23 protein-coding genes and 1 pseudogene are annotated in these 21006 nt (G+C 33.8%); 8 read left to right on the top strand and 16 right to left on the bottom strand.

Annotated features, from left to right (window positions below; translation table 11 throughout):
* Nucleotides 1-230 precede the first annotated feature (230 nt).
* The gene (gene asnB, locus DET63_RS23875) at nt 231-2054 is read left to right on the top strand and encodes an asparagine synthase (glutamine-hydrolyzing) (protein WP_113938056.1); all 1824 of its coding nucleotides are present in this window, start codon (nt 231-233) and stop codon (nt 2052-2054) included.
* A gap of 46 nt (nt 2055-2100) precedes the next feature.
* On the opposite strand, the gene DET63_RS23870 is transcribed toward asnB, so the two are convergent.
* Entirely contained in the window at nt 2101-2928 is an 828-nt protein-coding gene (locus tag DET63_RS23870; protein ID WP_113938055.1) for a PP2C family serine/threonine-protein phosphatase, read from the bottom strand.
* A gap of 124 nt (nt 2929-3052) precedes the next feature.
* On the opposite strand from DET63_RS23870, the gene DET63_RS23865 reads away from it, so the two are divergent.
* Genes DET63_RS23865 through DET63_RS23855 form a run of 3 tightly spaced genes read left to right on the top strand, consistent with a single transcriptional unit; the run spans nt 3053 to nt 4648 of the window.
* Nucleotides 3053-3463 (top strand): MarR family winged helix-turn-helix transcriptional regulator, encoded by a 411-nt coding sequence (locus DET63_RS23865; protein WP_002030991.1) that lies wholly within the window; start codon nt 3053-3055, stop codon nt 3461-3463.
* The gene (locus tag DET63_RS23860) at nt 3447-3776 is read left to right on the top strand and encodes a DUF3147 family protein (RefSeq protein ID WP_113938054.1); all 330 of its coding nucleotides are present in this window, start codon (nt 3447-3449) and stop codon (nt 3774-3776) included. The genes DET63_RS23865 and DET63_RS23860 overlap by 17 nt, the downstream gene beginning before the upstream one ends.
* Nucleotides 3728-4648, top strand: a complete 921-nt coding sequence (locus DET63_RS23855) for an alpha/beta fold hydrolase (protein WP_113938053.1) — start codon at nt 3728-3730, stop codon at nt 4646-4648. Before DET63_RS23860 ends, DET63_RS23855 begins: the two co-directional genes overlap by 49 nt.
* A 39-nt stretch (nt 4649-4687) precedes the next feature.
* On the opposite strand, the gene DET63_RS23850 is transcribed toward DET63_RS23855, so the two are convergent.
* The 6 genes and pseudogenes from DET63_RS23850 to DET63_RS23825 form a co-directional block, all read right to left on the bottom strand.
* A complete protein-coding gene (locus DET63_RS23850) occupies nt 4688-5062 on the bottom strand; it encodes a hypothetical protein (RefSeq protein ID WP_000461761.1) in 375 nt (124 codons plus the stop codon).
* Between the two features lie 89 nt (nt 5063-5151).
* A complete protein-coding gene (locus tag DET63_RS23845; RefSeq protein WP_113938052.1) occupies nt 5152-5727 on the bottom strand; it encodes a histidine phosphatase family protein in 576 nt (191 codons plus the stop codon).
* Between the two features lie 123 nt (nt 5728-5850).
* A complete protein-coding gene (locus tag DET63_RS23840; RefSeq protein WP_113938051.1) occupies nt 5851-6942 on the bottom strand; it encodes a serine hydrolase in 1092 nt (363 codons plus the stop codon).
* 86 nt (nt 6943-7028) lie between these two features.
* Nucleotides 7029-7669 (bottom strand): annotated as a pseudogene (locus tag DET63_RS23835) (cupin domain-containing protein).
* 162 nt (nt 7670-7831) lie between these two features.
* Entirely contained in the window at nt 7832-7993 is a 162-nt protein-coding gene (locus tag DET63_RS23830) for a hypothetical protein (protein ID WP_000109008.1), read from the bottom strand.
* 65 nt (nt 7994-8058) lie between these two features.
* Nucleotides 8059-8175, bottom strand: coding sequence for a multidrug transporter MatE (locus DET63_RS23825; protein WP_113938050.1), 117 nt, complete (start codon nt 8173-8175; stop codon nt 8059-8061).
* A 131-nt stretch (nt 8176-8306) separates the two neighbouring features.
* Here DET63_RS23825 and DET63_RS23820 point away from each other — a divergent pair, with 131 nt between their 5' ends.
* Nucleotides 8307-8729 (top strand): YfmQ family protein, encoded by a 423-nt coding sequence (locus DET63_RS23820; protein ID WP_113938049.1) that lies wholly within the window; start codon nt 8307-8309, stop codon nt 8727-8729.
* Between the two features lie 53 nt (nt 8730-8782).
* Here DET63_RS23820 and DET63_RS23815 read toward each other — a convergent pair whose 3' ends face one another.
* The 5 genes from DET63_RS23815 to DET63_RS23795 are packed head-to-tail and all read right to left on the bottom strand — an operon-like array spanning nt 8783 to nt 14574.
* Entirely contained in the window at nt 8783-9616 is an 834-nt protein-coding gene (locus DET63_RS23815; protein WP_113938048.1) for a hypothetical protein, read from the bottom strand.
* A gap of 20 nt (nt 9617-9636) precedes the next feature.
* Entirely contained in the window at nt 9637-10899 is a 1263-nt protein-coding gene (locus tag DET63_RS23810) for an MBL fold metallo-hydrolase (RefSeq protein WP_113938047.1), read from the bottom strand.
* The gene (locus DET63_RS23805) at nt 10896-12566 is read right to left on the bottom strand and encodes an ABC transporter permease (RefSeq protein WP_113938046.1); all 1671 of its coding nucleotides are present in this window, start codon (nt 12564-12566) and stop codon (nt 10896-10898) included. The genes DET63_RS23810 and DET63_RS23805 overlap by 4 nt, the downstream gene beginning before the upstream one ends.
* A gap of 12 nt (nt 12567-12578) precedes the next feature.
* Nucleotides 12579-13604, bottom strand: a complete 1026-nt coding sequence (locus DET63_RS23800; protein ID WP_113938045.1) for an ABC transporter substrate-binding protein — start codon at nt 13602-13604, stop codon at nt 12579-12581.
* Nucleotides 13582-14574 (bottom strand): ABC transporter ATP-binding protein, encoded by a 993-nt coding sequence (locus DET63_RS23795; protein WP_113938044.1) that lies wholly within the window; start codon nt 14572-14574, stop codon nt 13582-13584. Before DET63_RS23795 ends, DET63_RS23800 begins: the two co-directional genes overlap by 23 nt.
* 161 nt (nt 14575-14735) lie before the next feature.
* On the opposite strand from DET63_RS23795, the gene DET63_RS23790 reads away from it, so the two are divergent.
* Nucleotides 14736-15629 carry a LysR family transcriptional regulator gene (locus tag DET63_RS23790; protein WP_002126660.1) on the top strand — a complete coding sequence of 298 codons (894 nt, stop codon included), beginning with the start codon at nt 14736-14738 and terminating at the stop codon, nt 15627-15629.
* Nucleotides 15630-15669: 40 nt separating this feature from the next.
* Here DET63_RS23790 and DET63_RS23785 read toward each other — a convergent pair whose 3' ends face one another.
* Nucleotides 15670-16194 (bottom strand): outer membrane protein assembly factor BamD, encoded by a 525-nt coding sequence (locus DET63_RS23785; protein ID WP_113938043.1) that lies wholly within the window; start codon nt 16192-16194, stop codon nt 15670-15672.
* Between the two features lie 120 nt (nt 16195-16314).
* Entirely contained in the window at nt 16315-17583 is a 1269-nt protein-coding gene (locus tag DET63_RS23780; protein ID WP_113938042.1) for an MFS transporter, read from the bottom strand.
* Nucleotides 17584-17700: 117 nt separating this feature from the next.
* Between DET63_RS23780 and DET63_RS23775 the strand changes: the two genes are divergently transcribed.
* Both DET63_RS23775 and DET63_RS23770 read left to right on the top strand, forming a co-directional pair.
* Nucleotides 17701-18915, top strand: coding sequence for a helix-turn-helix domain-containing protein (locus DET63_RS23775; protein ID WP_113938041.1), 1215 nt, complete (start codon nt 17701-17703; stop codon nt 18913-18915).
* 66 nt (nt 18916-18981) lie between these two features.
* The gene (locus DET63_RS23770) at nt 18982-19161 is read left to right on the top strand and encodes an H-type small acid-soluble spore protein (protein WP_001025736.1); all 180 of its coding nucleotides are present in this window, start codon (nt 18982-18984) and stop codon (nt 19159-19161) included.
* Between the two features lie 55 nt (nt 19162-19216).
* On the opposite strand, the gene DET63_RS23765 is transcribed toward DET63_RS23770, so the two are convergent.
* Both DET63_RS23765 and DET63_RS23760 read right to left on the bottom strand, forming a co-directional pair.
* Entirely contained in the window at nt 19217-20044 is an 828-nt protein-coding gene (locus DET63_RS23765) for a class C sortase (RefSeq protein ID WP_113938040.1), read from the bottom strand.
* 21 nt (nt 20045-20065) lie between these two features.
* Nucleotides 20066-20866, bottom strand: a complete 801-nt coding sequence (locus tag DET63_RS23760; RefSeq protein WP_113938039.1) for a class C sortase — start codon at nt 20864-20866, stop codon at nt 20066-20068.
* Nucleotides 20867-21006: the final 140 nt, after the last annotated feature.

Genomic DNA, 21006 nt, shown 5'->3' with positions numbered 1-21006 from the left:
CCTATATAACGTTTTGGAAATTTTTTTCTCTCATCTTTTTTTATTTTTTGTATGTAATGGAATACTTTTCCTTAGCCATTGTCTCATATAAATATAAGCTTGAAGAAAATTTTCTCAAGTCTGTAATTCAATTAGTGTAGTACACTATTTATGCAGACACTCTTTAACCTGATGTACATTTCATTTAATTAATCTACTTTTATAATTTTAAATTAGGAGATGAGATATGTATGTGTGGAATTACAGGTTGGGTAGATTGGAAGAAAGATCTTTCAAATGAACATGTTATTTTAGAAAAGATGGCGAATAGTATTCAGCATCGCGGTCCTGATGCTGAAGGATTTTGGTTTTCACCTCATGCGGCTTTTGCACACCGACGTTTAATTGTTATTGACCCAGAAGGCGGGACGCAGCCAAAAACATTCCGTGCCGGTGATTATACGTATGCTCTTACTTATAATGGAGAAATTTATAATTTTCGTGAGCTGAGAGAACAGCTTCAAAAATGTGGGCATGCATTTGAAACGCATTCAGATACAGAAGTATTACTACATGCTTATTTAGAATGGAAAGAAGACTGCGTACAACATTTAAACGGAATTTTCGCTTTCGCCTTATGGGATGATCAGAAGCAACAATTATTTTTAGCACGCGATCATTTAGGTGTAAAACCACTTTTTTATACGGAAAGAAATGACAGTATTATTTTCGGATCTGAAATAAAAGCGTTATTAGCTCATCCATCTGTTCCTGCTGAAATTGATGCGGATGGAATAAATGAAATATTTGGATTAGGCTTATTTCGAACTCCAGGATGTGGCGTCTTTAAACATATTCAAGAAGTTCGTGCTGGACATTCTATAACATTCACACGTGATAAAAAAGTAGTTAAGAAGTATTGGAATTTAGAAAGTAAGATTCATACAGATTCTACTGAAGATACATCATCACATATTTTATCTATTTTACAAGATACAGTAAAAAGACAATTAATTGCCGATGTTCCTCTCGTCTGTATGTTATCAGGAGGATTAGATTCTAGCGGTATTACTGCACTAGCGGGGAAAGAATTTGCAGCGGAAAATAAGACACTTCATACGTATTCCGTTGACTTTGTAAATAGCGCCAAAGATTTCGAGCTGACATTTGCTCGTACTGGTTTAGATGCTCCTTGGGTAAAACGCGTTTCTGAACATGTAGGGACATCGCATCATGACATTATTGTGAATGCTGAAGAGTTAGCAAATCACTTATTCGTTCCCCTTCACGCGAAAGATTTACCCAGTGCTGGCGAAATGGAAACTTCACTTTATTTATTATTTTGCGAAATGAAAAAAGATGCAACCGTAGCTTTATCTGGAGAATCTGCTGATGAAGTATTCGGGGGATATCCTTGGTTTCATCAAGAAGAACTATTATATGTAGATAAGTTTCCGTGGTTAACAAACTGGAAAAACACATCTTCTCTATTATTAAACGACGTAACAACTCAATGTAATCCTGAGCAGTATATTAATAAACGATTCCATGAAGCTGCTCTTGAAGTACCTACTCTTGAAGGTGAAAGTAAAAAATCCGCGAAACAACGTCAAATGTTTTATTTATTTTTAACACGATTCCTTCCGTTCTTACTCGACCGTAAAGACCGTATGAGTATGGCTGTCGGATTTGAAGTTCGTGTACCGTTTTGTGATTATAGATTAGTTGAATATTTATGGAACGTACCTTTTAACGTCAAAAGTATTGATAATATTGAAAAAGGTATTTTACGTAGAGCACTGAAACCGGCTTTACCTGACGATGTGCGAAATAGAAGAAAAAGCGCTTATCCTACTTCGCAGGATCCACACTATTTACAAACAATCCGCAATTTAACGCTTGATATGTGCAGCAATAAAAACAATCCTGTTTTCTCACTCATTAACCATTCCATATTACTTGCAATTGCTGATCAAAGTAACAAAGAGATTACCAATTTTGAAGCAAGAAGTGCTATGGAGTATATGCTACAAGTAAATGAATGGTTAAAAACGTATCATATTCATATTGCTTAACAAAAAAGAGTTCAAGGACAAAAACCCTTGAACTCTCTTTCATTTATTAATTGGCACATTGTCTATTTTCAGTATCGATGGACCATCCAATAATAGTGGCACAATCTCTACCTTTCCACTGAAGTACATTTGTTAATACAGGCTCAATCTGTAAGCTATTTCCGTCGTGTAATATTTCTACTAAAGATTGATCATCATCAAACTTTATTTTATCACACTCTAAAATACCATCCGTTGCCATTACAATGTGATTCTGACCTTTTTCTAATCCCCTTATCCCTGATGTAAAACAAGGTGTATTCGCTGCAAAAACATTTTTTCTTCCTATATACTCATAGTTCTTACGCTTATTTAGCCTACCTTTTTCATTTTTCGTTTGCTCTGAATGGAATAAGTACGCGAAGCAATCACCAACTGATAGCCAATATAAGAACTCGCCTTTTCGTAAACAAATTAAACATGCAAGTTCCTCATCATCTTGGTCACATTTCTCGATAAAGAGCTCATCTGTAAATAATGCTAATAAATACATATGTGTATGATGAAAAGCTAAATGGATTGGGTATGAAAATAACTCTTTTAGTTTTTCTTCTCTTTCTGAAATCGCTTCTATTATATAATGTATATTTTTCGTTTTATGATGTGTATCAAAAATCATAACAAATTCAAATTCTAATTTCGGATCCCACCAAGCTAGCACTGCATCTCCTCTTTCATATGCATCACTCTCTTGATTTCCTCCATATACGCCGACTGAAAGAGGACCACATTTTTCAACATGTATTTGATCTACATACATCTTTTCATGACTAATCCATTTAAATGTATTCACAGCTATCATCCTCTCTCTTGCTAAATGTATACCTTTACACATAGATTACCTTATATTTCAATAAAAATAAACTTTTTCAACATTTTTAATGAAAATAAAAGGATTTTACTTCTGAATTAACGAATATATCTTACTATGCGATATAAAAATAGGAGGATTTATCATTATGAAAGACATTAATCAACATTGGGAAAGTATTTATTATCACTTACGATATGAATATGAAGACAACCTTTCTCACCAAGCTATTCGTATTTTACAAATCGTTTCTCGTGAGAAAGATATAACAATTGGAAAAGTTGCTACTGAGCTTAGTCTCTCTCATAACACAGCATCTGAACACGTAAAGCGCCTTATTCAAAAAGGATTTATTATAAAAGAAAGAAACAAGCACGATGAAAGAGTTGTAAACCTTACTTTAACGAAAGAAGGCATTGAAGTATTAGAAAAGCATACTTTACTAGATAAAGAAAAGATAAAAATATTAGAATCACAGTTATCAAAAGAAGAACAACAATTAATTGAAAAAGCCTTTTCGTTATTAGCTAAGGAGGCAAAATATGCATTTCCTCGTTAAGGTCATCGTCTCCGCCCTCATTATTGGGGCTGTAACCGAATTTGCCAAATATTTTAGTACGCTTGGTGGCTTTATCGCAGCCCTTCCTCTTATTAGTTTACTTAGTTTATTTTGGATTTCTTTCGAAGGTGGGAGTAAACAAGAATTAAGTCAATTCGCTTTAGGCGTATTATATGGATTTCCTGCATCTGCACTACTATTATTTATTGTTTATATCGGTTTAAAGAACTCCTTTTCACTTAGTACATCTATACTCTTCGGCATATGTGCCTGGTGTATCGTCTTTACTTGCCAAAAAATATTTCAAGCTTAGGAGGAATTACTATTAATAGATCAGTAGAGATATTTGGACAAGCTGTAGAAGTATATATAAGAGGTAACAGTAAACAAACTGTAGTCATTCAAACAGGAATGACTTGCTCATTTTATGATTGGTTCCCTATTATAGAAGAGCTTTCACAACACTTTACAGTTGTTTCATACCATCGCCCAGGTTACGGAAAAAGTGCGCTAGGAAATACTCCACGTACAGCAAGGCAAGTTACAAAGGAACTACATATGTTACTAAACAAACTCCATATTCACGAGCCAATCATTCTAATCGGCCATTCCTATGGAGGGTTATGTGCACAACATTTTGCAATGTTACATGAAGATAGGCTGCAAGCACTTCTTTTAGTTGATTCTACTTCCATGAACTTACACCGATTAGATGAGCTTCATTTACCAGTTTCTGATCAAACTGATTCTGATGATATGTGGCTACAAAAATATCATACTTACTCCAACATGGATGCAGACGCACTTTATAATGAACTAAAATCTATGCTCGTCAATACAACAAAACAGCATATCAAATTTTCTACCTCTCCTTCATTATATAAAGCGACAGCTTCTGAACTGTCCGAGTGGAAAAATTGTGCTCGCTCAATAAAAAAACAACATAAAACATTAGAAATACCATTAATTGTTATCGGTAGAGATCCTCAATATTCTATTGCTCAATTAATTGAGGGCGGTATGCCAAAAGAAGAAGCTACACAACTTGAAGATATGTGGCAAGAACTTATTCGTGAACAATTAAATCTCTCAATAAACAGCCAATACATTTTGGCTGAACATGCTAGTCATGGGATAGAAAACGATCGTCCAGATGCTATCATTGAAGCCATTCACTTATTGTAAATAAAAAAAGGAAGCAACTAAAGCTGCTTCCTTACTTATCTATTCATAGTCTTCTTCGTCATCATCAACTTCTTCATAATACGAACTCCCATTGCTTACATATATAGGACCATTCGCAACATCAATACGTAGTACCCATGCCCATGGCACAGCTAAACGTTTATGTATTGCTCTCCAAAAGTTCATTGATTTTCTTTCGTACTCCTGGAACTCCTGAAGTAACTCTTTATAGGAGGAACCGTCTAACTGAATATTTGCTTCTAATAAACGAGAATGGGCATAGTACTGTAACTCTAGTTCAGCAGCAATCTCCATTTCTTCTTCCGTTGCCATACCTATAATTGCTCCATCTGCTGGTGCGATTTCATATACGTTGTGAACTTCAATAAGCCCTTCTTTCTCTTTCTCAAACATGTAAACAGCCTCCTTTAACCAATATTTTTTATGTTACAAAGTCATACTTCTACAATACTTTCTCTCTTTCCTCTTTTTTTGATAAACTTTTACAAAATGTTTATCCGATGACCTGTTTTCTCTACTCTTTCAGCAGAAATGAAACGATTATTATCAAAAGTTAATTTATACACATCAGGCATATGAAGGGTTTTCCAAAACTGAAAACCATATTTCGAATCAAAATAATTCATTAGTAATACCATAATATTCCCATGAGTACCTATTACAATATTCTTACCCTTATATTTTTTTAATATACTTTGCATACATATTACAGCGCGTCTTTGCGCTACATCATTTGATTCTCCATCTTCGTATGCAAAAGTCCAGTCTTCCCATACCTTCTGAATAGCATCGTTAAAATCTGTTACTGGCTCTTTACTTAATAACCTTTCCCGTAAATCTTCTTCCAGTTGTATTGATAAATTATATTTATTCGCAATTCCTTGCACAGTTTGAATCGCCCTTTTATACGGGCTAGAAATAACAACATCAATGTTTTTATCCTTTAACAAACTTGTTACATTACCTGCATCAATCTCTCCTTCTTCAGATAAGGGACGTTCCCTTTCTTCCTTTGTATATGTAGAGTGAGCGTGGCGAACGAAATATACTGTAGTCATTATTCAACTTCCTTTCTTAGTTTCAATCTATATTCCATGCAGTAAATAGGAAATCCTGTATCATGAATAGAAAAGAGCGCCTTTTAAAAAGCGCTCTTTTGTTTACATAATAAAATTATTCCATTATAACTTTCTTCTGAATTCTTCATCTGTTATAGCATCTTGAATAAAATAATCTATATTATTTCTCAGCTTTTGATATGCAACTTGATCTTCTATATCGTTAAACATAATTACAACTTCTACCTTATTCCCTTTCTTATCTGTAGTATACAAACTTTTTGTCAATACGAATGTGGTAGAACCACCTTTTTGACCAGCATATTCCAACTTACTATTTTCAACTGTTCCTTTAAAAACATTATCAATTTCATCTTGCATTGATTTTGGAAAATAATTTCTACTATTTATCTTTTCCATTAAACTCAAATAATCTTTAGCATTTGCACTCACTAATCGATCTGACCAAATACGCTGGAATTCCATATCTATTTTTAATGGTATATCACGTTTCTTCCATTCACTTTCATCTTTCATCCATTCATGTATTTGTAACACGTGTTTATTATATTCATCATTAGACATGTTACGTATCATTTCTAACGATTGATTTTCTGACTCATTAAGCTCTTTTTCTACATACCCTCTCATATATAGTGAAGCAGTATACGAAGAGAACTTGTCATGACTAGTAAGCTCTAACTCTTTTAAACTATCATTTACTCTTTCTATTCCAAGCTTATCTAACAAATATGTTGTATTCGCATTAGAACTATAATGAATCATCCCTTTAGCCACTTCTTCTAAAGCAATCTGTCCATTTTGCACTAACTCTCTCACTTTTGAATCTTCTAACCAGTCAGGATGCGCTCCACCATCAGTGTTTTTAACATAATATTTTTCTAAATCCTGCAATGAAATTTGTTCATCACGGCTTATCTTTCCTTCTGACACTTGCTTAGCAAACTCAACTGCTATGACGATTTTTGCCGTACTCGCTAATGGCAATTTTTTATTTTCATTTATAGATGTTACTACTTCACCGTTTTTTCTAATAAGTAATGAACATGTTTCATCATCTTTATGTTCTTTTATGTACTTTAATACGTAATGAGGATCTTCTTTTGACAAATAGTACTTCATAATAAAAAAGAAAGCTATAACAGCTACTACAATCACTCCTGCAACAATTCCTATAATCTTTAATATGTTCACAATATGCCCCCTTCTATATAATAATTATAACGAATTAAATTACAAAATTATACAAAATAGAGTAACTCTTCCTAAAACAGAAAGAGTTACTCTATTTCACATGATGTTATTTGTCCATTTAACGTAACGATTATATTTGAGTCGTCACTTTCTTTAACGCTATTTAGTCGATTTGAGTTAGGAGGACCAATTACAACCGACTCCTTAATTGGCGAAAGGTCCTTTCCTAATTTTTCTGCACTTACACCGTATGCAGCTTGAAATACTTCTGGCGGTGTTAATCTAAGTATGTCTGATCCTTCTGCTGTTTCAAACTGATCGTTATTGAAAAACAAATGTAATTGTACTTCTTCTGTTACCGCTGTAATCCAATGCCACCATCCCATTGGAATAAAGACCGTTTGCCCCGCTTTCACATGATAATTTTGCAATTGATTCGTTTCGGGATTTAAAATGGATGTAACTGCTTCTCCTGATACAACAACATCTAATTCCCACGCATTCGGATGCCAATGTGGTTCCCGCATATGCCCTTTCGTCATAAATAAATCAACAAACGCCCCTCCTATCATCGCAGGTAACTGCGTTGACGTAACTTCATATGCAACGTTTTTCTCATCTCTTTTAAAAAAGACATTTTTTCTCGAATCAAAGAAAAGAAAAGGTTTGGAGTTCCTGAGCTTTTCTTTAAATTTTTATTACCTGGAACATAACCTGAACTACTCATTTTATCCCTCTTTTCCACTCCGAACATTTCCATCTGCACACTGTATCGTATGGAAAAAATGTATGTATGTGCCTAATCATTCACATAACAAAAAAACATGCCTTCATGATGAGAGCATGTTTTGTGATTTTTTTCACATTATTTAGTTGAAAAATAAACTTTTTACTTACCATGATGTAACATTAAATCACTAAGTTCTTCTTCAATGTGATTTAATTTCGCAACTCCTTCTTTCCACTTATGAATATAACGCGATACCCCGACAATAAATAAAACAATAATTGTAGAAAGAATAATACCATATACGATTGTTACAGTACTCATAGTTACACTTCCTTATAATTAGTAATGTTGTTATTAGTTATATTTTTATTATAAACCTTTTTCTTTTAAATTACTTCGATTTCAACTTTTTGTAACAAAATTGATTTTTCTAATATTTCGTTCGTAAAAATGGCATATTTTTCACAAATTATACAAAACTTCACCATATGTACTATTACCACATGAGTTATATTGTTAAATAGGATAAAGTGAAATTTTAGTCAGTACGGGGTATCTATCCCACACTGATTATTAGCCCGCACCAACCAGGATTTTACGGACCGTTACTGTGGGATAAAGGGGATGAAATACTATGACGACTTGGTTTATTGTAATGTTAGTTGTATTTGGAGCATTTAAAATTATTGTTTCTAGCCTTCCTAACTCTGCTATTGAATCCATTATTAGCAAGTACGAAACACATCCACAACTTGAGGAAGAGAATGTGACTGTTACAATCAATGGAAATAACTTAGAAGGCGAAAAGAAATCCAAAATTATTCATGATTTTAACGAAGGATTATTTTTAGATCGCTATTATGCACCACCACACAATGAAGGCACTCCTTTAATTATCAATGCAAAACGTGGCAAAAAAGATTTTACATTTTATATTTATAGTCATGAAGAGCATGTTGATGTAGTAAAACAACATAAAAAGAAGGTAGTTTCTTATAGTTTACGCTCTAAAAACCTTCAAAATAATGATATGTTCGTGTCAGCTGATTTAGCTTAATACTCATATATTAGAAGAAGGAATCCATGGCACATGGATTCCTTCTTTCCTATTTACTGAAAAATAAGCTCTGTCTTCAAACTATCTTTCGGTAACAACCATCCTTTTTTCTCTATACTCGCCATTAATAATTCTCTTTGTTTTGTCGCGATACTTTCCTCAGTTGTTTTAAACGACACTTCTATTACGAAGTCATCTTCTATCTTCCCGGTATTACTTAATGGCCAAATTTCAATATTCGTTTTTATATTTTCAAATTCACCTGTATACCGTTTCATTAATACAGGACCATAAATGTGAGAATCCTTGAGCATCTCTTCTCCCCAATTCGTATACAACCATTTGTTCATTTTCCCTGGCAACTTTTCTATTAACATATTTTGAGCAGCTTGTTCATTTGGTAAATCAAGTACCCCATATCCTTTAGCACTGTAACTTTTCTTATTTGAAATACTTAATGTTTTCTTCTCAAATCCCCAATCTATTTCTGCCTCATAGTTATCAGTTTTACTATCAAATCCATCCTTCTTAGCTACTTCTAATACATCTTGAATCATAACATTTTGAATCGGGTATCTCTTTTTATATGTTAGCTCAAAATCTTTACTAAATTCTTTCTTTCGAATCCTTGCAAACCAACCTTCATTACTTAAACTTTTATTCGCTGTATCTAAAAATTGCACTTGTATTCTTTCATAATTTGTACCAGCCTGGAAATATTCTAGTACCTCTTGGTTCATCTCTTTGTTATAACCTAATACTTGTTCTGGCTTTAATAATAACTTCACTTCAAAACTAGGTTTCATTGGACTGGCGGCAAACCCTTCCTTAACGTTATAAAGGAAACAACAAAAGAAAATACTTACGAATACAAATACTTTTTTCATATACCGATCTCCTTTACATTTTAAATTACTTTTATACGTTCCATTGCAAGTGAATACACATTTTCATATCCTGCTATGCTAAGCTTTTCCTGCAATCGATCCGTATCCTCTTTCAGTGCGTGTACTAACACCGTATGTTCTGGTAATAATGTATTTAGCATCGCCTTAACGTCACTTATACTTTGATGAACCTTATATGGAACTCGCTCTACCCTACATTCTCTACTTACACATTCTTTCATCACCTTTTCTGCAAAACTTCCTTTAGCAATATGTCCAGTAAAGATAATAGAATTTCGTTCTTTATGCCGAAGCTGTTCATAATATAACTGTGCTCGTTTCGTTTGCATATTCGCATCACTCATTACAACTATTCCGTAACTATTTTGCATACAAATGTCATTATCCATAACTATTATGTTTCTTTTTAAACTCTCCACAACTCGTTCAAGTTTTTCATTATTTTTTAGCCAATCTTTATATATGAACATTTCTTCAAAACCAACCAAAATTTCTTTATCTACTATAAGCGGAAACTCTTTATATCGTTCATATAAATACAATACTATATCTTGCGCCCTACCAAGTGGAGGCAGTGGTAGTAATGCTATTCCTTTATTGTGCGCAACTCGTTCAATTTCTGCACATAATTCGTCCACTCGTTCATTTTGCGAAACATCATCAGTGTGATAAGCGGCATCTACAATTGCAATTTTTATATCGCTTCGCAAATTTCCAGGTAAATTAGCTCGTAGTATATTAGATTCTGCTGAATAATCACCAGAATAAAATACGTATGTATTACACATATCCACTAAAAACCAAACAGCTCCTAATACATGCCCACTATACCCCCATTGAAACCTCAACGTTGGTGTAATCTGTATCCATTCATTTGGATTACTAATCTCATCAATACATACATAATTTAAATCTTTAATATTTTGATCGTTATAAGGTAAATTCCACCCTTTTGAAAGATTGTAGTTTCCCCATTTTTCAAAATAAGCTGGAAGTTGCTCCTTCGTATAACGAGTCGTCCAAATTTTTTTCTTATATCCATACTTCGTCAATAAAGGTAAACCCATCGTATGGTCTTCATGAATATGTGATAAAAATACTGCATCCAAAAATGGAACAACTTCTCTTTCTATTTTGGGATAACTATCCTCATATGATCGATTAATACCACAATCAAATACTATTTTTGTCTCTTTATTTTTTACAAAATAGCAGGAACGACCGTATTCTCCCGCTCCTCCCCATACTTCCATCCTCATCATGCTACCCCTTTTCGTTTTTGCTCCATATGTTGCAGAAGTAATAAGCATATTGTTGTAAGCCCAACAGAAACAACAGCCATTGCCATTCCTATAGATACTTCTCCTTGTTCAAATTGAGCAAAAATAAACGTTGCTGACGTTTCTACTGATGGAGGTAGTACGAGAAGCGATGCTACTAACTCTCGTATCGAAATCGTAAATGTCATCGCCCATCCAGCAAGAATTCCTGGAATAATAAGCGGCAATATTATTTTTCTAAAAATATAAATGTAATTCCCGGAAAAAATACTTCCTGCCTGTACAAGAGAATCATCAATTTGTCCGAGCGATGCTTTTACATACTGCACCGTATAAGGTAAAAAGAGAACAACATACGTTACGATAACCATGACTGGTGTATTGTAAATTGACATAGGCATATAGGGTGAATTCCAAAATAAAATAAGCCCTACAACCATCACTATTCCTGGTACCATATTCGGTAACATGCCGCACATATCAAGCCATTTTTCAGAGGACTTTTTCCCCTTTCGAATCATAAGCGCCAAAAACACGCCAATAATTACAGCAACAATCGCCGTTACGAGTGAAAAAAGAAAACTGTTCCATAAAGCTTCTAATCCCGGAGAACCAATTGTAAATAATGCTTCATAATGGCTTGTTGTAAAGTTATTAAAATGTAAGCCACCGCCTCTTAACTTCGACAAAGAAGCAATAAGTATAGAAAAGTATGGGATTCCAATTGCTACTATTAGTAAACCAATTACATAAACCCATGCTATAACGCGCGCAAATATAGACAAAGTATACCTTTTAGATTTCACACCTTTTCCACTAACCATTGCATATGTATACTTTCGATTCAATACATTTTGCATATACCAAATGAGCATACACGCACTAAGTAATAAAGAAGATAATGCTGTGGCACTGCCAAAATCAATCGGCCAACTAGAGATAAATTTATGAATCTCAGATGTTAACACATGGAATCCTATTCTACGTCCGAATGTAGCTGGTGTTCCAAATTCAGCAATCGTCTTTACGAAAATGAGTAAAGCACCCATTACATAACTTGATAACAATAACGGTAGTATTATTTTTCTTAAACGATAGAAAAAACTTCCACCATGAACTGCTGCAGCTTCTTCTTTACTACTCCCAATCTGAAGTAACGTGTTTTTCAACATGAAGTAAAGGAATGGGAATAAATGCAGACTCATAATTAAAACCATACCGCCTAAACTAAAAAACGATGATGAAATCGGCTTTAAAGCCGGAAAAAATTGTTCAAAATAACCGTTAGGTTGCATGAACAAAATCCAGCCCATCGATCCGATATAGGGCGGGGTCATAAATGGTATCATAAAAACAATATCTAACTTACTATACTTTCCTACATCTGTTTTGCTCATAATGAACGCCAATGGAAATGCAAATATTGTAGCTCCAATTACCACGAGTACGCCTAGAAGCATCGAATTTAGAAAAATCCCAGCTAATCCACCACCCTGCATAACTTCAAAAGGCTTTAAAAAATTCCAACTGCTATTTTCATATACACTAGAAAATAAAATGAGAAAAAGCGGAATGACGATTAACATCGCCACAAGTAACAACGCTACTGTCATTCCAACTTGTCTTACTGATACGAATCGATTTACCATGTAATCACCATCTTATTCAAATACTTTCTTAAATTGTTTTGCTATTTCATCTTGTTCTTTCTCAACTGTTTTCCAATCAATATTTAATACTGGAATCTCTTCTACATTCGGTCTATTTTCAGCTTTTATATCTTTTCTACCTGGCAACAAATACGCTTTAGAAACTTGTTTTTGCACATCATCTGATAATAAATAATCAATAAACTCTTTTGCACCTTCTACATTTTTACTATCCTTCATAATGCCTGCTGCACGTGGACTAATGACTGTTCCGCTTTTTGGATATACGATATCAACCGGTTCACCCTTTGCTTTTGCACTGTACGTCATATAGTCAACACCCGCAATTACCATATCTTTCGCACCTGTTACAACTGGGTCTAACGCTTCTTGGTTTGCCCCAGCTACTGTAACTTCATTTTTCTTAAGCTGTTCAAATAAATTCCATCCATCTTGTCCATTCTTTTTCACATATCCTGTTACAAAGTCTAAAGCCGAACCTGAAAGTGCTGGATCTGGAAGATTCACTTTCCCTTTCCATTCTCCTTTCGTTATATCGCTCCAATCTTCAGGTGCTGTCTTCACATTTTTTGTGTTATACACAATTCCTAATGCTGAAGCACTATATCCAAAATAATGTCCTTTATCATCCGACCATTCAGAACGAAGCTTATCAGCTTGTTTTGCTTCTTTATAAGCTAACGTTTGCCCATCTTTTTTTAATCCTTCCATCGCTGGTAAAGAAGCAAGTACGACAACGTCAACGACTGGATTTTTCTTTTCAGCCTCCATTCTTGCTAAAATTTTACCTGTTGTCCCTTGAAACATTTCTACTTTTATCCCTGTTTTCTTTTCAAAGTCCTTTTGAATTTTTTCTGCTAATCCTTTTGGTCCTGCACTATATACAACAATTTTCTTTTCATTAGCGTTTTTATTTTTTGCATCTACACTGCCTGTCTTTGAGCTACAACCTGTTACTACAGCAGAAAATAGTAAAGTACATACAAATAAAGACTTAAGCGAACTGAATTTCTTCATACGATTCTCCCCCTATATGATGAATACATTTTTTTGGTACATATAACGATACCGGTTTACCGATGCTTAGCTTACTATTGTGATAAGCTGTCCATACACCGAGTGTCCCCATGTTTACTTTCACTTCATAACGTTCTCCTACATATGTAACGTGCTGAACTTCACCTGTATACATTTCGCATAAGTCATTTTTTGTCCAGCTCACATGCTCTGGACGAATCATTTTTTTCCCCTCTACAAGCCAATTTGCCTTACCAACAAATTTTGCAACAAATTCATGAGACGGTTTCACATAAATGTCTTCTGGTGTTCCTTTTTGTAATACTTCACCCTGCTTCATGACAATAATTTGGTCTGACATTGACATAGCTTCTGTTTGATCATGTGTTACATACAATGCCGTTAAACCAATTGAATGAACGATGTCCATAAGTTCTAATCGCATTTCTTCTCGCAAAATTGCATCGAGTGCACTTAACGGTTCATCGAACAAAATAAAATGAGGTTTCGTTACAATTGCTCTAGCAAATGCGACACGTTGCTGCTGTCCACCTGAGAGTTCATGCGGATATCTTTTCTCCATACCTTGCAAACGAACTCGCTTTATCGCATCTTCTACCTTTTCTCTTAATTGATTCGTTTGCTTTGTAGCCCTTAAACCAAATGCAACATTTTCAAATACAGTCATATGCGGCCATAAAGCAAAATCTTGAAATACCATGCCGATATTCCGCTCATGAGGAGATGTTTTTATCTTTTTAGCAGAAGAATACATGCACTTATCTCCAAAATATATTTCACCTTTATCCGGTTCCTCAAGCCCTGCAATCATTCTAAGTAAGGTCGTTTTCCCGCATCCTGAAGGTCCTAAAAGTGTGGTGAATTCCCCTTTTTTCATTACAATCTGTAACGGCTTTAACGCCTGTGTTTTCCCAAATGCCTTTTCTAATCCATGAATTTTAATATCCATCGTTTCACCTCTCTCCCCTCATTCTTAACCTGCTTTCATTCTATCTGGAAGTTTTATACTGAATGTTAATGTACTGTAAAGATTAAATTAAAAAATCTCTAATAAACTATTTATTTCTATAGATTTTTTCTATAGTTAGAAGAAAAAGGGGCCAACTTATCATGAATCTCTTAAAATTAGAAATTGTAGTGCTTATTAAGAAATACAAAAAGCTTACTATTGTTGCAGAAAAACTTGGCGTTAAACAACCTACTATTACGTTTCATATAAAAAGCTTAGAAGAGGAACTTGGTGTGCCTTTATTTGAATTACGTTCCGGAAGGTATTTCTTAACAGAAGCTGGTGAGGCATTGCATCATTATGCTTGTAAAATAGATGCACTTATGAAAGAAGCTAGGCGGGTCACACAAGAGTTTAAAGATTTTAATAAAGGCGCTATAACAATTGGTGCTAGTTATGTACCAGCGACTTATCTTTTACCAGAAGTTGTTCACCAATTTCAATGCGAATTTCCAAATATAAAAATAACACTCATAGTAAAAACAGCTCCTGAAATTCGAACGATGCTACAAAATCATGAAATTGATCTCGGGGTAATTTCTGCGGCACCGTTTGACGAACCACTTCTAAAACAAATGAATGTAATGCCTGATACACTTGTTCTTGCCTTTTCCAAAGAACATCATCTTTCTAAAAGAACAAATGTATCATTACAAGATATCGAAAAAGAACGTATATTATTGCATCGTAACCCATCTACAACGAGAGATTTACTTACACAATGGACGTTAGCACATAACATTACATTCCAATCAGAAATTGAACTAGATTCATTAGAAACGATGAAACAAATTTTAAAATATGGTAATGGGGTTGCCTTTATTTCAAAACTTGCTATTGAGCAAGAAGTACAACGAAATGAGCTATGCTATATACCAATCCCTGATTTTGAATTTCAGCGTAATATTTATACCATTCATCATGAGGACAGATGGAATTCTAAAATAATTTCTTTTTTACTACATAGCATTACTTCTTTTGCAGAAAAAAATTAAAAGGCTGTCGTTATACACGACAGCCTTTTAAACTATAACTCTATTTGTTTTTCTTATCCTCAATTTTTGCTTGTGCCTCTTCAGCCTTATCTAATGCTTCTGAAACTTTTTTCTCTTTTTCTTTTACATCATCTATACTATCAACAGCTTTAATTAATTTATCGATTCCTTCTTCATTTACCTTTTTTCGTTTCGCTACTCTTTCATTTACTTTCTCTTCCACATCTTTTGCTTTTTGAAGCATATTCTCTGCATTTGATGTCACAGCTTTTTCAAGTGCATCATCTTTTTTCTTTTGTAACACTTCATTTGCAATATCTTTCGTTTCTAAATACTTACCGTCTTTTAATGCTGTCGCACCGCGATCTAGTAACTGAGCGAATTCTTTATATGCCTTCGCTTCATTTCCTGATTTCTCTTTTTCCGCTTTTTCAAACCACATAATCGCATCACTATATTTTTCATTTTTCAATGATTGCATACCTGTTTCAATATACGTGTCATAATTACTACATCCAGTCATTACGACTAACAGAAAAAGCATTACAAAACTTAATTTTCTCATGATGTTTTCTCCTTTTCTTTGCCTGCTCACTTTACTGTAACATACATGAAAAATAGTTTCAAAAACTAAAATACTAATATGGTCATTTTTATTATTTCCAGTCTTATTACTTTCTTATTTTTAAGCCGACACATCTACTTGTTTTTTCGCCATATGTTGCTTTACTCCAACTAATACAACTAACAATAAACCTCCGCCTATCGTCATCATAACAATGCTAGTTGGCAACATATCTAATAATAATCCATATACAATCATACCGAGTGGTGCGATTGCAGTAGCAATTGTTTCAAGTAGGCCAAACACACGCCCTAAATAGCTCGGATCTGTCGTTTTTTGCATATGTACTTGCATCGGAATATTTACAATCATAATTGAAATACCCGTTAACATCATAAAAGCAATATAGTAAATAAAACTTGCCACTTTGGGAATGGTAACTAACAACGGGAAGACTGTACATAAACTTAAACCCGCAAATAAAAACAATCCAGTATAAATAGAACGAAACGGATTATTCACTTCTTTACGCACTGATAAAGCAATCGCACCCATTAGCATCCCGACTGCTAACATTCCCTCTACAGTACCGAGTTGCTTTGAAGATAGATGCAATGTATGGACGATAATATATGGAAGTGCTACTGTTAGCCCACACGCAAAAAAGTTTACCCACAATGCTATTTTCATTAAACCATATATTTCATGCTGTCGTTTTACATATGAAAATCCTTCTTTTATACTCGTCAAGAAACGCTCTTTACTCTCAGCCACTTCTTTTTTGTACAAATCAAATACGATAAATAATTGCAAAATAACCGCTAAAAAGAACGTAACACTATTTAACAAAAAAAACGACTTAATTGAAAAGAAACCAAATACAACGCCACCAATAATCGGCCCTAAAATATTTGATAAAGAAGCTGCCGTTTGATTTAAAGCACTCGCTTTTTGAATACGCCCCGCATCTACTAAATTAGGAATAGACGAAGTTAATGCAACAGAATAAAAACTTGCACAAATTGATAATAATGCCGCTGAAATATAGATAACAAGAAGTGACGGTCCAAATATAGTAGCAAGAATAAACATGATAAGCATTGTTAAGCTACTTAATAAATCAGTGCCAATTACAAGCCATTTTCGATTGACGCGGTCAGCTACAGCACCTGCAATTGGCCCACAAATCATTCTTGGTATTGATCCACAAATGAGCGTAGTTGCAAACCCCATACCTGAACCAGTTGTTTTTAATACGTATAACCCCATTGCAAACGTATAAATACCCGCTCCTAGCAATGACGTCATCTTTCCAATCATCATTAAAATGATATTTCTCGTTGCAATCTTCATTTTTGAATCATTTGGAACTATACTTACATCCCCCATTATGACACTCTCCCCTTAAAAGTTAAATTGTGTTAAACTTATTATATAATCAACTTTCCAATTTTTACAACAAAAAGTTTAATCGTATTTAACTTTTCAATTATAAAGGAGCATGTGATGGCTACTCTCGGCGAAAAAATTAAAACGTTACGAAAGGAAAAAAAGCTTACTCAAACAGAAATAGCAGGTTCAGAACTGACAAAAAGTATGCTAAGTCAAATTGAAAATGGAAAAGCGACACCTTCCATGAAAGCATTACAATATATCGCTAATAAACTTGGATGTGAAATGAGTTTTTTACTAGAAGAAGATGATGGAGAAATTGTAGAACTCATTCAAAAAATGGAGGAACTAATAAAGACAAATAAATGCGATGAAGTATATGATACTTTACTACCTATCGTTCAAAAAGAGCTACCTTCTACTTTAAATACGGCTCGTATATATAAACAGTTCATAACTGGAGCAGCTATTATGAACGATTATAATATTGAATATTACGTCGAAACCGCTATTTCTATATTTGAAAAATATACTTTATATCGAGAAAGCACTGAAACGAAACTACTGTTTTACTATATGCTCTTCAAACGTAAAAAATATAAAGAATGTTTACAGATGATTACCATTATTCGTGATGAATATAAAACGAAGAATTTAGAAATGGATCTTATTACGCATATACAGTTATACTTAAAAGAAGCAATTATTTTACTCGCATATGGCAATTATGAAAAATGTGAAAGAGTCATCTTAGATGCACTTGCCTTTTCCAAAAAACATCAAGTGTATTATAAAACAGATGATTTTTATCGTATTTTATCTTATCAAAAAATCATTACGGCGGATAAAGAAAGATATTTATATTACATAAAAAAATCTGAGCAATTTGCCATTTTTACAGAAGATACTTTATCCGCTGCAAATATAGATATATTAAAAGCTTATTACTACAATACAATTACGAATGAATATACAATCGCATTAGAACATTTAGAACAATTTCGAGAAAAACTAAAAGATGAACCAATTTTTCAAGACGATGGATTGTATTATCTTGAAAAAGGAAAATATTTGTATGGTTTAAAACGTTACGAGGAAGCTTTAGAAGTATTAGAGCGTGCTATCATACCGGATTATATGAGTCATCCACTTGATCAATCGTGGTTATTAACAGCTGGATCTTATCGTGCTCTTTGCTATATAGAACTTCAAGATAAAAAATCTGCTCTGAAAGAAGCAAAAGAAGCAGTTCAAGCGATAGATGACTATCCTGATTCCATCTTCTCTTCATTTATTAAAGAAACATTACAAATAATACAAAAACTTTAAAAATGTCTCGAAATGGTATATTATTCCTCCTTTTTTGCAAAGATAATAATGATGGGAGGAATATAAATGAATATACAACGCGCAAAAGAGCTTTCCGAGTCATCTGAAGAAGCCAATGTCAGTTTTCAAGGCATGCCTGTTATGATTCAACACGTTGACGAAAGCAACGAAACCGCCCGCATATATGAAGTAACAAATCCAAAACGCGAATTAACTGTTCCAGTTAATAGCTTAGAGGAAATATAAAAAATGCCACTTCTTTTTTTGAAGTGGCATTTTTCTTTTATTATATATTTCATCACTAGTTTTTCCTTTTTAGTAAACCATACAGCCCAATACAAATTACAATTAGACCTACTATGCCAAAAGCCAGTTTCTCAAATGAATCTCTTGTTTCATGACTCCTAACTTCTACTATACTTTTGTTTTGTCGTTCAATTTCATTTTGGTCTGTTTCTACTCGCTCTCCATATACTAACAATCGATATTTACTAGATGTATATGGTTCACATGTAAGTAATGTAACTCTATCTTGTCCTTTTATTACACTCAATTTATCAACTTGATTTGGATTAATTATCTCACGCCCAATTACTTTATAAACAAGTTGTTTCCCTAGTACACTGACATAAAATGTGTCGCCATCAGCTAATCGATCCAGGTGGCGAAACATCATTGCGCCGTGATATCCACGATGTCCTGCTAATACAGCGTGCGTATCTTGTCCACCGATTGGTAAAGAAGTCCCTTCAATTTGTCCGACTCCTTTACTCAAGTTATCTTGACTTGCTCCTAAGTATAATGGTAACTCTTCATCTATTTTCGGAATTGTAATTGTACCAAATACTTCATCTTTATTTATAAAATCTAACTGTTTGTTATTTACTTTTATATCATGAACAAATGGATCATTCATTTTAAAAGTAGTTCTACCTAATAAGCTATTATATGCTTCCATCCTACGAAATTTCTCATTAACATCTTCTACTTTTAAATTAGCAACCATTTTCTCATAACTTATTACTCTTGTTTTATATACATAATTGTTTATATAATTAGCAACCGTTGGGTATATAAATAATGAAAGCCCTACGAGGAACAATAATAAACTTATAAATCCCCTTCTCACACACTCACCACTCAATACATACTATTTTCGTTTTTTTAAATAAATCATTAGAAGGACGATACAAATAATAACAATAGGAAAAACGATCATCCAATCTTCTAAAATGAAAGGTTTTGTAATCATTTCTTTTGCTCCAGCATCATATGGAACCCGGTGTCCTCTCACTAGTAACCTGTGCGTGTTCACTCCATAAGGGGTACACGTAATTAATGTTGCATAATCTTCTCTTTGTACAACTAATAAATCTCCTGTTTCATTTGGTAATACAACTTTTATTTGATCTACCTTATAGGCAAGTACTTTATCTAATGAATGAATATAAAATATATCGTCCTTTTCAACTTTATCTAAATGAGTAAACATTAGTGCTGAAGGTAAACCACGATGCCCCGTTAAAACTGTATGCGTATTTTCTCCCCCTACTGGTAATGAAGATTCGTTCAGTTGTCCAACTCCGCGGGTTAGTACGTCTTCAGTCGTCCCTTGATAAATCGGAAGATTCACATCAATTTTTGGAATTTCTACATATCCCATAACATCACCGATATTTAACATATCTATATGCGAACTTTTGTTCTCATCACTATTTTCATGAAATGGGTCCGAAAATGTTTGCATCGTACTTTGAACTTTTTCATTATATTCCCGTGCTTCTTTCTCCTTACGTTCAATTTCTTCTTTTTGTAAATTACTTACTGCTTCATCGTACGTACTTACTTCCGAATAGTGCGTTCTCGTTGCAAACCAATTACTTGCAATCGGATATAAAAATATACTTAAACCTAGCAAAAATATACTTCCAAAAATAATATTTTTTTTCATAACAGCCTCTTTCGCTACGGATAAAATGTGGAAAAGAGGAAAGCAATATAATCTGTACCCTTTGTAAAGGACATTTTGAAAAAAGTTAGGCAACATCAAGAAGATGATTTCTGTATCCAACAGGAGTCATCTTTTTTAAA

This window comes from Bacillus sp. DB-2, from assembly GCF_003315125.1.
Lineage (GTDB): Bacteria > Bacillota > Bacilli > Bacillales > Bacillaceae_G > Bacillus_A > Bacillus_A mycoides.
Note: the sequence above shows the minus strand (reverse complement) of the source record. Positions and strands in the feature narration are given on the sequence as shown.

Coding starts and splice junctions, on each gene's coding strand:
- DET63_RS23815 (WP_113938048.1), bottom strand. CDS start 9,616: ATGAAAAAAGTATTTGTATTCGTAAGTATTTTCTTTTGTTGTTTCCTT.
- DET63_RS23830 (WP_000109008.1), bottom strand. CDS start 7,993: ATGAGTACTGTAACAATCGTATATGGTATTATTCTTTCTACAATTATT.
- DET63_RS23775 (WP_113938041.1), top strand. CDS start 17,701: ATGGCTACTCTCGGCGAAAAAATTAAAACGTTACGAAAGGAAAAAAAG.
- DET63_RS23855 (WP_113938053.1), top strand. CDS start 3,728: ATGTGCCTGGTGTATCGTCTTTACTTGCCAAAAAATATTTCAAGCTTA.
- DET63_RS23795 (WP_113938044.1), bottom strand. CDS start 14,574: ATGGATATTAAAATTCATGGATTAGAAAAGGCATTTGGGAAAACACAG.
- DET63_RS23780 (WP_113938042.1), bottom strand. CDS start 17,583: ATGGGGGATGTAAGTATAGTTCCAAATGATTCAAAAATGAAGATTGCA.
- DET63_RS23850 (WP_000461761.1), bottom strand. CDS start 5,062: ATGTTTGAGAAAGAGAAAGAAGGGCTTATTGAAGTTCACAACGTATAT.
- DET63_RS23845 (WP_113938052.1), bottom strand. CDS start 5,727: ATGACTACAGTATATTTCGTTCGCCACGCTCACTCTACATATACAAAG.
- DET63_RS23800 (WP_113938045.1), bottom strand. CDS start 13,604: ATGAAGAAATTCAGTTCGCTTAAGTCTTTATTTGTATGTACTTTACTA.
- DET63_RS23820 (WP_113938049.1), top strand. CDS start 8,307: ATGACGACTTGGTTTATTGTAATGTTAGTTGTATTTGGAGCATTTAAA.
- DET63_RS23785 (WP_113938043.1), bottom strand. CDS start 16,194: ATGAGAAAATTAAGTTTTGTAATGCTTTTTCTGTTAGTCGTAATGACT.
- DET63_RS23770 (WP_001025736.1), top strand. CDS start 18,982: ATGAATATACAACGCGCAAAAGAGCTTTCCGAGTCATCTGAAGAAGCC.
- DET63_RS23810 (WP_113938047.1), bottom strand. CDS start 10,899: ATGATGAGGATGGAAGTATGGGGAGGAGCGGGAGAATACGGTCGTTCC.
- DET63_RS23805 (WP_113938046.1), bottom strand. CDS start 12,566: ATGGTAAATCGATTCGTATCAGTAAGACAAGTTGGAATGACAGTAGCG.
- DET63_RS23865 (WP_002030991.1), top strand. CDS start 3,053: ATGAAAGACATTAATCAACATTGGGAAAGTATTTATTATCACTTACGA.
- DET63_RS23760 (WP_113938039.1), bottom strand. CDS start 20,866: ATGAAAAAAAATATTATTTTTGGAAGTATATTTTTGCTAGGTTTAAGT.
- DET63_RS23870 (WP_113938055.1), bottom strand. CDS start 2,928: ATGTGTAAAGGTATACATTTAGCAAGAGAGAGGATGATAGCTGTGAAT.
- asnB (WP_113938056.1), top strand. CDS start 231: ATGTGTGGAATTACAGGTTGGGTAGATTGGAAGAAAGATCTTTCAAAT.
- DET63_RS23790 (WP_002126660.1), top strand. CDS start 14,736: ATGAATCTCTTAAAATTAGAAATTGTAGTGCTTATTAAGAAATACAAA.
- DET63_RS23860 (WP_113938054.1), top strand. CDS start 3,447: ATGCATTTCCTCGTTAAGGTCATCGTCTCCGCCCTCATTATTGGGGCT.